This is a genomic window from Geobacter sp. FeAm09, from assembly GCF_008330225.1.
Classification (GTDB): domain Bacteria; phylum Desulfobacterota; class Desulfuromonadia; order Geobacterales; family Pseudopelobacteraceae; genus Oryzomonas.
The window spans coordinates 949,497-962,026 of sequence record NZ_CP042466.1 but is presented as its reverse complement, the minus strand read 5'-3'; the positions used below and the strand labels follow the sequence as shown (position 1 = coordinate 962,026).

Sequence of the window (12,530 nt, the reverse complement as noted above, 5' to 3'; positions counted from 1 at the left end):
GAAGCCGCATCGCATGGAAACGAGAGAGTTCGACGACTACGTGGAGAAGAGCGGGCAGGCGTTGACGCGGGATTCCGTGAATTGTCTGCAGATGAACCTGGGGTACGTGTGCAACCTGAGCTGCCGCCACTGCCATGTGGAGGCGGGGCCGCACCGCAAGGAACAGATGGGGCGGGAGGTCATGGACGACTGCCTGCGCTTCGTGAGGCGGGAGGGGGTCACGGTGGTGGACCTTACGGGGGGCGCGCCGGAAATGAACCCTCACCTGCGCTACCTGATCGGGGAGTTGGCAAAGATCGCCTCGGTGGAAACCATCCTGCTCCGCAGCAACCTGTCCGTGCTCGACGACCCCGAATACGTCTCCCTGCCGGATTTCCTGCTGGAGCACAACGTGGACATCGTCGCCTCCATGCCCTGCTATCTGGAGGAAAACGTCACGGCTCAGCGGGGCGGCGGCGTCTACGAGGCGAACGTCCGCATCCTGCAACGCCTGAACCGGCTCGGCTTCGGCGGCGCAAGCGGTCCGAAGCTGCACCTGGTCTACAACCCGGGCGGCGCGTTCCTGCCCGGCCCGCAGCCGGCCCTGGAGGCCGCCTACAAGGAAAATCTGGAAAAAATGTTCGGCATCACCTTCAACAGCCTCTACACCATCACCAATATCCCCATCGGGCGGTTCAGCCTGGACCTGGAAAACCAGGGGCGCCTGGCCGCCTACCGGAAACTGCTGGTGGGCCACTTCAACCCCGACAACCTGAACAGGGTCATGTGCCGGAACATGATCAGCGTGGATTGGCAGGGGCAGGTGTACGACTGCGACTTCAACCACGCCCTGCAACTGCCGCTCGACGCGGCCGTCAGCCACATCGGAACCGCGACCGGCGCCGGGCTGATCGGCAGGAGGGTGATCACCGGGGAACACTGCTTTGCCTGCACCGCCGGGACGGGGAGCAGTTGTGGAGGAAGCCTGAGTACATAAACCGAGGCGCCGCACCGATCCGTTATTCTTATTCTATGAAAGCAGACCAACAGACCTGAAATTCCGGGAAGGAAACCATGAAAGCAAAGCTTGATGCCCTGACAGCGGTAAAAGAGTACTACGGCAAGGTTCTGACCGGAACCAAGGACCTGCAAACGAGCGCCTGCTGCTCGACCGAATCGTTTCCGGCGGCGCACCGGGCGGTGCTGGCCGAGATCGACGAGGAGATCCTGGACAAGTTCTACGGTTGCGGCTCGCCGATTCCCCCGGCCATCGAGGGGTGCACGGTGCTGGATCTGGGGTGCGGCTCCGGCAGGGACGTCTACCTGGCCTCCAAGCTGGTCGGCCCGGAGGGCCGCGTCATCGGCGTGGACATGACCGACGAGCAGTTGGCCGTGGCCCGCAGGCATGTGGCGGGTCAGACCGAACGCTTCGGCTTCGCCGCACCGAACGTGGACTTCCGGCAGGGCTACATCGAGGACCTGGCCGGCTGCGGCATCGCCGACAATTCCATCGACCTGGTCATCTCCAACTGCGTCATCAACCTCTCCCCGGACAAGGAGCGGGTCTTCTCCGAGATCTTCCGGGTCCTCAAACCGGGGGGGGAGCTGTACTTCTCCGACGTGTTCGCCGACCGCCGCCTGCCGGAGGAGCTGAGAAACGACCCGACCCTGTACGGCGAATGCCTGAGCGGGGCGCTCTACATCGAGGACTTCCGCCGCCTGCTCCGTTCCCTGGGGTGTCAGGACTACCGCACCGTGTCCAAGCGGGGCATCGCCATCGACAACCCGGAGATCGCCGCCAGGATCGGCCAGGCCATTTTCAGCTCCGTCACGGTGCGGGCCTTCAAACTGGCCTGCCTGGAGGACATCTGCGAGGATTTCGGCCAGGTGGCCTACTACAACGGCACCATCCCCGGCTGCCCCCACTCCTTCGACCTGGACGACCACCACACCTTCTTCACCGGCAAGCCGCTGCTGGTGTGCGGCAATACCTCCGCCATGGTGCAGGATACCCGCTTCGGCAAGCATTTCACGGTACGCGGCGACCGCTCCGTCCACTACGGCGCCTTCCCCTGCGGCCCCGCACCGGCGGCGGCGCCGGCAGACGCCTGCTCCGGCGGCGGCTGCTGCTGAACGCCGCCCCCAACCGGAACGAACGTCCCCGAAAGGATTGGACCGTGAAATATACCCACGAGTTTATCGGCGAGCTCTTCGGCACCTTTCTGCTGGTGCTGATCGGCTGCTCCTCCGTCGCCGTATCGGTGCTCTTCTCGGCCCATGCGGGCCTGTTCCAGGTCGCCATGGTGTGGGGGCTGGGGGTGACCCTCGCCATCTACGCCACCCGGCACCTCTCCTGCGCCCACCTCAACCCGGCGGTCAGCATCGCCATGGCGGTCAGGCGCCGCATGTCCTGGGACCGGCTGCCGGTGTACCTCTGCGCCCAGTTCCTGGGTGCGTTCATCGCCGCCGGCCTGCTCTACCTGCTCTTCGCCGATTCCATCGCCCATTTCGAGAGCATCAACGGCATCGTGCGCGGCACCCCGCAATCGGTCAAGACCGCCCAGATGTTCGGCGAGTTCTATCCCAGCCCCGGCGCCGGCCCGGCGGCGGCGGTGTCCCCCCACGCCGCCTTCCTCGCCGAAGCGGTGGGCACCTTCATCCTGGTATCCATGATCTTCGCCCTCACCGAGGGGTGCAACCTGGGCAGGCCGTCCGACACCGTCAGCCCCCTCTTCATCGGCCTCACGGTAACGGCGCTCATCTCCATCCTCGCCCCCCTCACCCAGGCCGGGTTCAACCCCGCCCGCGACCTCGCCCCCCGCATCTTCGCCTGGATGACCGGCTGGGGCGCGGCGGCGTTCCCCGACGCAGGGTTCGGCTTCATCACGGTCTACGTGCTGGGACCGATCGCGGGGGGCGTTGCGGCATCGGCCCTGAGCTACACCATCGAGCCGTTCATGAAGGCGAAGCGTGCCGCCGGCGACACCTGCTGCTGCGCCGGCGACGACGCCGCGGCGGACGGCGCGCAGCCGGCGGCCGAGTAGGCCCTAAGGCACGCTCTCTTCCCGGAACGCAGCGCCCTCCGAAGGGTTATAACCCCGCGGCGTATACACGAAAAACCCGACGGCGCTCCACGGCCGCCGGCTTCCTCTTTTTACATGGCAAACGATACATCACCACAACGGCAAACCCCTGCCGGAACAGGGGGATACGCCACGGGCAATAACTGCGCCGACACAACGCAACCTATTGAAAACAGACGATATAATACAGATTACACAACGTTAATTTCACTTGCACCCGATAACGTCAGCATCTATAGTTTTCCCGCAACGGACCATATCAACAGGTGAATTTGCCGAATAACAACGTAAGGAGGGTTCTATGGACCAGACGACGACGGAACTCGAAGAGCTTCTGAAACAGAAGCATCTGACCGATCCGGAACTCCTGGAAGCGGCGGAGCGTGCGGAAGACTTCCGGATTCTGCCGGACGCAACGGTAGTCAAAATCGGCGGCCAGAGCTTGATCGACCGGGGACGGGCGGCCGTCTACCCCCTGGTGGACGAGATCGTGGCGGCCCGCAAGGACCACAAGATGCTCATCGGCACCGGCGCAGGGACCCGGGCCCGGCATCTCTACTCCATTGCGGCGGGGCTCAACCTGCCGGCCGGCGTCCTCTCCCAGTTGGGTGCCTCGGTGGCGAACCAGAACGCCGCCATGCTGGGGCAGTTGCTCGCCAAACACGGCATCTCGTCGGTGGACAACGCCGCACTGTCGGCGGTGCCGCTCTACCTGGCCGAGGTGCACGCGGTGGTCTTCAGCGGCATGCCCCCCTACGGGCTCTGGATACGGCCCTCCGTGGACAACGTCATCCCCCCCTACCGCACCGATGCGGGCTGCTTCCTGGTGGCGGAACAGTTCGGCTGCAAGGCCATGGTCTATGTGAAGGACGAGAACGGCCTGTACACCGACAACCCCAAGACGGCGAAGCACGCGTCCTTCATCCCCAAGATCTCGGTGGATGAGATGAAGGCCAAGGGGCTGCACGATTCGATCCTGGAATTTCCCATGCTCGACCTCCTCAAGGCGGCCCGCCATGTCCGCCAGGTCCAGGTGGTGAACGGCCTCGTCCCCGGCAACCTGACACGCGCGCTCGCAGGCGAGCATGTCGGCACCATAATAACTGCAGACTGAGGGTACTATCATGAACACTACGCCTGATACCATCAAACACGTTGCCTCCGCACTCGCCCACCAGACCCTCCTCAACGGGGCGATCACGAATCCCGTGGCCGGCGTGCGCCCGATGCAGCTCCTCCCCTGGCTGCACGTCGTGAAGATCGGCGGCCGCTCCATCATGGACCGGGGCCGGGATGCGATCCTGCCCATGGTGGAGGAGATCCGCAAACTCCTGCCGGAACACCGCCTGCTCATCCTGACCGGCGCCGGCATCCGCGCCCGCCACCTCATGAGGGTCGGCCTCGACCTGGGGCTGCCGGTCGGCTCCCTGGCCCCCCTGGCCGCGAGCGACGCGGGGCAGAACGGCCAGATCCTGGCGGAACTGCTCGCCCAGGATTTCGTTTCCTACGTGGAGAAACCAACCATCTCCAGCCAGCTGGCGATCCACCTGGCCGCCGCCCGGGCCGTTGTGGGCAGCGCCTACCCGCCGTACCACCACCATGAGTTCCCGACCTCCCGCATCCCGGTCCACCGGGCCGACACGGGTGCGTTCCTGCTGGCGGATGCGTTGGGGGCGGCCAGTCTCACCATCGTGGAGGACGTGGACGGCGTGTACAGCGCCGACCCCAACGGCCCCGAGGGCAAGGACGCGCAGTTGATCGGAGAGGTGAGCTACGCCGATCTGGCGAAGCAGCCGGGCACCCTGCCCGTGGACCGCGCGATGCTGGAGATCATGGCCAACGCGCGCCACATCCACAGCGTGCAGGTCGTCAACGGCCTGGTGCCGGGCCGGCTCACGGCAGCGCTGCGCGGGCAGCACGTGGGCACCATCATCCGTACCGCCGCGCCGCGCCCCTGACGGGGTGGCGGACAAGGGACCGACCAAGGCGTCACCGCGGGAAACCGCCGTGACGCCTTTTTTTGTCCCGGCGGCCGGCATGGCCGTGGCTGGGGCCGGCGCGACGCCTGCGGGCGCGGGGCAAAAATTTTCCGGAAAAAGCGGAAGCGTGATCCGCCTTGTGGTATACTAAACCCAAATCCTGGCCAACCGACGTGGCACGGCCCCGGGCTCCCCACGCTCGGGCCTACGGCTCCCGGGGTCCTTACCTATATGCTATTCAACCATGGGACAGCAGCACAGGAGGTGCCATCATGAAAGTAAGCGCACGCAACGTATTTGCCGGCACAGTCGCCGCCATCACCACAGGGGCGGTCAATTCCGAGGTCGTCCTGACCCTCGCGGGGGGCGCCCAGGTGGTCTCCGTGGTCACCAACGGCGCCGTGGCCAACCTGGGCCTGGCCGCGGGCAAGAACGCCTATGCCATCGTCAAGGCCAGCTCCGTCATTATCGCCACCGATGTCAAGGCCGACAAGATCAGTGCCCGCAACACCCTCACCGGCAAGGTCGCCCGCATCGTCGACGGCCCGGTCAGCGCCGAGGTGGATATCGAAATCGCCGACGGCACCGCCGTCAGCGCCGTCATCACCCACGGCAGCGTCAAGAGCCTGGGATTGGCCGTGGGAGGTACCGCAACCGCCATCATCAAGGCGTCCAACGTCATCCTCGCGGTGGACTGACCGCCGGGACGACATGCTTCAGGGGCAGCCTCCACGGGGGCTGCCCTTTTTCATGCCCGAAACCTGCCCACGCCCGAAGGCGCATGCCGTCCGGCCGTCATTGCGCCTTGCGCGAACACGGTGCGGGGGGTATGATGTCCCCTTCGCCCCGCGCGACGAGCATCAATCGGCCCGGGAACACCGCTCACGCGACGGCGCGCCGCCGGCCCGACCGAGAAGGAAGAAACAACCATGCCCCAGGAACTCTCCCCCGTTGTCTGCAAGAACTGCGCGCTGCTCCTCGTGCGGCGCTGTTATGGAAAACATTGGTGGTTCCGCCTGATCCGCGAACCCCTGGTGTGGGGCATGCGCCTTTTGTCCCTCTGCCACGGGATCGACGCCCGCAGGCACGTGGTGAGCAATCCCGAATGCCACGGCTGCGTCCGCTTCATGAAGGCGGAGCTGGAGGAGAAATCGCCCACTTTCCGCTTCCTCAACGACCGCATCGGCCCGCGCTTCGGCGCCATGCGCAACGCCATGCTCACCCAGGCGGAACTGGACGAAGCCAAACGCCGCGCCAGAGAGATGATGGAACCCGGGCGCCGGGGATAGGACACCGCCGGCAACGGCGCCGCACACGGCACCCCGCGGACCACCCGCCGCCATCTTTATCACTTCGATAACGGCCGTATCAAAGTGATATTGCCGCCTTGGGGATCAGGGCACTCCGGTGCGACCAGGCAACCGGCGGCAGGTTTGTTTGGCGGCCATCGATATATATAAAAATATATAACGATAGGGACGGGGAGGCGGCACGGGCACTATCTAAGCCACGGCTCATGAAACGAATGCCATGTCGTGGCATGCATCGTGCAGATATTTGCTTGCAGCCTGCAACGGAGCCGACCGGCGCGGGGCCCATGCCCCGCACGCGGCGCAACCCGCCCCAAAGCCCGGCAGCGGCCGGCCGGGGCGTGCCGCCGCCCCCCGGGCCGCCACATCACCCCGCTCGCCAAAGGAGCAGCGCAATTATGGCAATGCACTTTCCCGAAGAATTACTGTTCGGAATCCCCGAAATAGATGGACAACACCGCGATCTTTTTGATATGTATAACGAATTTTCCGATGCCGTGGACAAGGGCCGCGGCCCGGAAGGGCTTTCCCTGCTGTTTGACCGCCTCGAGGGGTTTGCGGCCTACCATTTCAGGTGCGAAGAGCGCCTGATGGTGAAAAGCGGCTACCCCCAGAGGGAGGAACACCTCCAGGAGCATACCCAAAGCAACGAGGTGCTGAAACAGTACAAGGCGGCCATGGACTCGGCGGGCGTGACCCGGGAACTGCTCCTGTCCATCAAGCGCCACCTGATCCGGCTGCTCATCAACCATACGAGGCGCGACGACCTGCTCTTGTGCCGGCACCTGCTGACCGGGCAGGCGGCGAGCGGCCCGGACGTGCCCCCCACGGCGCAGATCGGCGAAATCCTGGTGGACGCGGCGTTCATCAGCCGCGACACCCTGAAGGCCGCGCTGGCCCGGCAGCAGGAGGGGGGCCGCACGCTGGGGGAGGTGCTGACGGACATGGGCGCGGTGACGGCGGAAGATATGGTCGAGGCGTTCGCCATCCAGCGCGGGCTCCTGAAAATAAACCACGGCGGCTCTCCGGCGGACTGAAGAGCATTCACCCCTTGCAGAAAACGAGGAATACGAGATTGGATTCGATTCAGACCATGATCACGGGAAAGACCAGGCTGCCTTCGCCCCCCTGATTTGCCTCAATATCCTTGAGCTGGTGCGCAAGGACGATTTCACCTTCCAGGACCTGGCCCGGGTCATCGGCGCGGACCCCTCCCTGACCGCAAAGCTCCTGAAGGTCGCCAACACCCCCTACTACAACCTCTCCGGCACGGTCACCAGCGTCGAGAAGGCGGTTGCCATCCTGGGGGTGAACATCGTCAAGATCATCGCCCTCTCCTTCGTGGTGTACGACGAGTTCCAGGTGGAGGAGGACGGCTTCTTCGACATCGACCTCTTCTGGCGCCGCTCCCTGACCTCGGCCGTGGCCGCCGAACAGATAGCCACTGCCCTGACCGGTTCGGGCGGGGACCTCTTCCTCATCGCCCTGCTCCAGGACATCGGCGCCCTGCTCATGCGCAACTGGCGCCCCCAGGAGTACCACCGGCTCTGCCGGATCGCCCTGGACGGGCACACCCCGCAGCACCACCTGGAACGCGACCTCTTCGGGTTCGACCACCAGACGGCGGGCGCGGAGCTGTTCAAGAGCTGGAGCTTCCCCGAGGCCATCTACCTCCCCATCGGGCACCACCACAGCGGCGACGACGCCCCGCCCGCCTGCCGCCTGCACATCGGCATGCTGGAGGCCGCCAACGCCATCTCGTCCTTTTACAGCGACAGCCACGACGTGGCCGGGATCGCCCGGGCCAAACACCTGCTCACCGCGGACCTGGGCCTCGAGGAGCATGCCGCCGACAGGCTGATCGAGGGGGTGGCCCACAAGAGCGGGGAGATGCTCTCCGCCTTCGGCATCGGCGGCGCGGCCATGAAGCCCCTTTCCCAGATCCTGCAGGAAGCCAACGAAGAACTGGGCGCCATGTACCATTCCTACGAGATGATGATGCTGGAATTGAAACAGGCGCGGGCCAAGGCCGAGGCCCTGGCCCGGGAGCTCCACGAGTGCAACGAGCGGCACCGGGAGATGGCCTACAAGGACGACCTGACCCAGACGTACAACTACCGTTACTTCCAGGAGGCCCTGGGGCGCGAGATCAGCAGGTCCCAGCGCTACGGCCGGGAATTCTCCCTCGTCCTGTTCGACCTGGACCAGCTCAAGGAGATCAACGACACCCACGGACATCTCGTGGGGAGCCAGGTGCTGGTCAACGTCAGCAGGCTGGTGCAGAAGAAGGTGCGCACCACCGACATCTTCGCGCGCCTGGGGGGGGACGAATTCGGCATCATCCTGCCGGAAACGGACGCATCGAGGGCAGGCGTCGTCGCCGAACAGATCCGGCGCTCCATCGAGGCTTCGGCCGGAAGCATGGCCGCCACCATCAGCGTCGGCGTGACCTGCTACCGCTCCGACCACGGGGATTGGGACAAAAGGGTCATCTTCAACAAGGCGGACGAGGCCCTCTACACGGCCAAGAAAACCGGCAAGAACCGCGTCCACGTGGCGTAGCCGCGCCGGGCGGACGACCGGACAGGGAAAAAGAAAAGGGGCGGCCCGTGCACGGAGCGCCCCTTTTTACTGCCCGTCCCATCCCGGCGCGGCTATTCCATCTCCACCACCAGGCTGATCATGAACGGTTCGCCACCGCAGTGGTACCGCAGGGCCAGGGTATCGGCCAGGGAACCGGAGGCGATCTCGTATTCCCCGCCGGTGACCACGGAGGGGGTGGACAACCGCACCTCGTGCCCCTCCCGGGAGAGGTGGTGCTTGAAGGAGCCGGCCACCATGTTGGCGATCTCGCCCAGGGCGTCGTTGACATCGTCATCCAGTTCGGTGACCTCCATGCCGAGCATGCCGGAGGTGAACCTGAGCGCCAGGGTCTGGGGGACGTGCAGGCTCAAAAGGCCGTTGAACAGCCCCGCGAACCCCACCATGGCGGTGACGGAATGGCTGAAGTGGGTCGTGGGGTCCGCCAGGACCGGTGCCGCTGACAGGTCCTCGATCCCCACCATGGTCGTGAAGATCCCCTCGATATCCTGGTGGAACTTCGCCACCAGCGTCCCCTCATCCGTGCCCAACTGCTCATAGATCGCCGCATTCAACGACATGGTGGCCTCCTCGCCGGACAATGCGCTCGCGGCGCATTCGGTAGTGCGGATTTGGCAACGGGGGCAGGAGCGCTTTCCCGCCCCCCGCTTCCGCTCCCATTATATGAGAATCCATCAATAAAGCAAGGAAGGACACCACGGCAACCGCGAAAATGACCGCCACGGCAGGTGAAGCGGCCGGCGCGGGAGACCTTCGCCCCTGAGCGGCCGCCCCCGTTCACCTTTCCCGGAAATATGAAATTGTGGGAGCCCCGCACACGGAGCCATTGCCAAATCGACGATTTCGGCTTACTCTGGTCCCTCCGTCCCGGCAGGCCGGGAGACGATCTCCGGCGACCACACGGTTCACACCCCTTTTTGGAGGAAGCATATGCGCAACCTGCTCTGGCCGGTTCTTCTCATGGCACTGCTCTCCGGCTGCGGCTGGGACGGGACCGCGTCCCGGGAGAACGACTTCACCCCCCTCACCGCCATCACCATCACGGCGGATTACTCCACCATCGCCCTGAACACCTCCACCAGACTCAAGGCCACCGGCAATTACTCGGGCCTGTTCACCCGCGACATCAGCGACAAAGTGACCTGGACCAGCGGCAACACCGCCGTGGCCGCCTTCGCGACCGCGGCCACCCCGAGCCGGGTGACCGGCACGGGAGCGGGCACCGCCGTGCTCACCGCGACCCTGGGAGGCGTGTCGGCCACCAGCACCATGACCGTAAGTTCGGCCACCGTCACCACCATAACCGTCACCCCCGCCGCCCCGACCCTCGCCAAGGGCTTGACCAAACAGTTTACGGCCACCGGCACCTTCTCCGACGCCACCACCCAGGACCTGACCTTCGATGCCGCCTGGAGTTCCAGCGATACGGCCGTGGCGAGCATCAGCGACACCGCTGACGACACCAGGGGCTTGGCCACCGCCCTGGCCGCCGGCACCACGACCATCAGCGCCACCTTCGGCGGCATGAGCGGCACCACGCTCCTCACCGCCACGGCGCCGGTGCTCCAGTCGATTGCGGTCACGCCGGCCGCCCCCTCGGTCCTGTCCCTGTCCAAGACCACCTTTACGGCCACCGGCACCTATTCGGACGCCACCACCGGCAACATCACGAGCCAGGTCACCTGGGGCTCGTCCACCCCCAGCGTGGCGCCCGTCCCCACCAGCGGCAGCACCGTGACCTCCGCCCCTGGGACGACCTCCATCAGCGCCACCCTGGGCGGCATCAGCGGCACCACCACCCTCACGGTGACGGGCGGCACCCTGACGGGCATCAGCATCTCCCTCGCCAGCCAGACCCTGGTCAAGGGGACCAGCGGACGCATCAGCGCCACCGGCGTCTTCAGCAACGGCAGCACGCGCGACATCACCGGGGCGCTCACCTGGACGGTGGACAACGCGAGCCGCGCCTCGCTGACCACGCCGTCGGGCAATGTGATGTGGGCCAGCGCCCTGGCGAGCGGTTCCGTGACCATCACCGCCGAATCGGTCTCCAAGAGCGCCACGGCCACCCTGACGGTCACCGCCCCGTCCCTCAACAGCCTGGCCATCTCCCCCACCAGCCTGAGCCTGACCGGCGGGACCACGGGCCGCTTCACCCTGACCGCCGTTTTCAACGACGGGACGAGCCAGGACGTGACCGACACCACCGCCTGGAGTTCCGGCACCGACACCGTCGCCACGATCGGCACCACCGGGCTGGCCAGCGGCCAGGTCAGCGCCGCGGCCGCCGGCACCGCCACCATCACCGCCGAATATGACGGTACGAGCAAAACGGCGACCGTCACGGTCAAGGCGAAAACCCTCAAGAGCCTGGCCATCAGTCCGAGCACCACCACGAACCTGACCATCGGCTCCGCCACCGCCTTCACCGCCACGGCCACCTATACCGACGCCACCACCGCGGACGTGACCGGGGACACGGTCTGGACGACCGCCGACGCCAACGTGGCCATCCCGGCGGACAGCCAGCAACTGCAGGGGCAGATCATGGGGGTCAACAGCGGCTCCACGACCCTGACCGCCACCTTCGGCAACAAGACCGAGACCGTGACCGTGACGGTCAAGGCGCCCTAGCCGTGGGGTCCGGGCCGGCACCTTTGCGCGGAAACCCTGCCGCAGAGCCGCAGCGGCACCGGGAAAAATCGCCATCGGGCGGGGGCACCCCGCCCCTGCGAGGCCCCGCTGGTGCAGCCCGTTCGTTTCGTTACGTCAACGGCGCGGAGACACATACTTAATTTTCTTTTTATGGATGAGGGAAGGAATATGATGAAACGAATCGGCCTGATGATCATCGCCCTCGGCCTGCCGCTCGTGCTGTGCGGCCCGGCCCGGGCACAGCACGCGGGCCCCTATGGGGGGGTATTCCTGGGGGGCAACGCCCTCATGTCCGCCAAGGGCTCCGACAGCCAGGGGGATTTCAGCCTCAAATTCGACCCGGGCCTCATGGGCAGCGCCGTCCTGGGGTGGGACTTCGAGCCGGGCAATACGGCGGGCGAGGGACGCATCGAGCTGGAATACAGCCACCGGAGCAACCGGCTCGACAAGGCCACGTTTGCCGAGGGGAGCGTGGCCGCGAGCGGCAACGTGACGGCGGACAGCCTGCTGCTCAACTTCTACGGCATCCTGTTCGGCGACCGGTCCTGGTCCCCCTACCTGGGGCTCGGCCTGGGGGCCGCCCGCATCGAGGCCTCGGACCTGCGGGTGACCGGCCAGCCCTTGAGCGGCGACTCGGCCTTCACCTTTGCCTACCAGGCGGGGCTGGGGGTCGATTACGCCCTGTCGGACCACCTGAACCTGGACCTGGGGTACCGCTTTTTCGGCGCGGTCCGCCCCAACCTCAGGGAGGCCGACGGGACGGATTTCCGGATGGATTATTACAACCACAGCGTGGTGCTCGGCCTGCGGGTGGGGTTTTGATGACGTAGAAATTGCTGCTGCCTGACCACCCCCAACCCTTTAAGGTCTTAAAGGGCTGGGGGTGGTTCACTCTGGTCTCCCCTCCTTGATAAGGGGGGGCT

The 12,530-nt window shown here is 65.7% G+C and carries 12 protein-coding genes; 11 read left to right on the top strand and 1 reads right to left on the bottom strand.

What is annotated here, in order from left to right; genetic code table 11:
• The first annotated feature begins 13 nt into the window (after positions 1–13).
• From arsS to FO488_RS04365, 9 genes are all read left to right on the top strand, one after another.
• Positions 14–976, top strand: a complete 963-nt coding sequence (arsS, locus tag FO488_RS04405) for an arsenosugar biosynthesis radical SAM (seleno)protein ArsS (protein WP_149209427.1) — start codon at positions 14–16, stop codon at positions 974–976.
• A 77-nt stretch (positions 977–1,053) separates the two neighbouring features.
• Positions 1,054–2,112, top strand: a complete 1,059-nt coding sequence (locus tag FO488_RS04400; RefSeq protein WP_149209426.1) for a methyltransferase domain-containing protein — start codon at positions 1,054–1,056, stop codon at positions 2,110–2,112.
• 44 nt (positions 2,113–2,156) lie between these two features.
• Positions 2,157–3,023, top strand: coding sequence for an MIP/aquaporin family protein (locus tag FO488_RS04395; RefSeq protein WP_149209425.1), 867 nt, complete (start codon positions 2,157–2,159; stop codon positions 3,021–3,023).
• Between the two features lie 340 nt (positions 3,024–3,363).
• Complete coding sequence (locus tag FO488_RS04390; protein WP_149209424.1) at positions 3,364–4,176, top strand: uridine kinase; 813 nt, start codon at positions 3,364–3,366, stop codon at positions 4,174–4,176.
• 10 nt (positions 4,177–4,186) lie between these two features.
• Positions 4,187–5,020: a molybdenum storage protein subunit alpha gene (locus FO488_RS04385; RefSeq protein WP_149209423.1), complete on the top strand. Its 834-nt coding sequence runs from the start codon at positions 4,187–4,189 to the stop codon at positions 5,018–5,020.
• Positions 5,021–5,313: 293 nt separating this feature from the next.
• Positions 5,314–5,739: a molybdopterin-binding protein gene (locus FO488_RS04380; RefSeq protein WP_149209422.1), complete on the top strand. Its 426-nt coding sequence runs from the start codon at positions 5,314–5,316 to the stop codon at positions 5,737–5,739.
• Between the two features lie 231 nt (positions 5,740–5,970).
• On the top strand, positions 5,971–6,330 hold the full coding sequence (locus FO488_RS04375; RefSeq protein ID WP_149209421.1) for a nitroreductase: 360 nt from the start codon (positions 5,971–5,973) through the stop codon (positions 6,328–6,330).
• Positions 6,331–6,557: 227 nt separating this feature from the next.
• On the top strand, positions 6,558–7,388 hold the full coding sequence (locus FO488_RS04370; RefSeq protein ID WP_149209420.1) for a bacteriohemerythrin: 831 nt from the start codon (positions 6,558–6,560) through the stop codon (positions 7,386–7,388).
• A gap of 37 nt (positions 7,389–7,425) precedes the next feature.
• Entirely contained in the window at positions 7,426–8,913 is a 1,488-nt protein-coding gene (locus FO488_RS04365) for an HDOD domain-containing protein (RefSeq protein ID WP_370514337.1), read from the top strand.
• A gap of 92 nt (positions 8,914–9,005) precedes the next feature.
• On the opposite strand, the gene FO488_RS04360 is transcribed toward FO488_RS04365, so the two are convergent.
• Entirely contained in the window at positions 9,006–9,512 is a 507-nt protein-coding gene (locus FO488_RS04360) for a chemotaxis protein CheX (RefSeq protein ID WP_149209418.1), read from the bottom strand.
• Positions 9,513–9,882: 370 nt separating this feature from the next.
• On the opposite strand from FO488_RS04360, the gene FO488_RS04355 reads away from it, so the two are divergent.
• Positions 9,883–11,586, top strand: a complete 1,704-nt coding sequence (locus FO488_RS04355) for an Ig-like domain-containing protein (RefSeq protein WP_149209417.1) — start codon at positions 9,883–9,885, stop codon at positions 11,584–11,586.
• A gap of 189 nt (positions 11,587–11,775) precedes the next feature.
• Complete coding sequence (locus tag FO488_RS04350; RefSeq protein ID WP_168205879.1) at positions 11,776–12,429, top strand: outer membrane protein; 654 nt, start codon at positions 11,776–11,778, stop codon at positions 12,427–12,429.
• Positions 12,430–12,530: the final 101 nt, after the last annotated feature.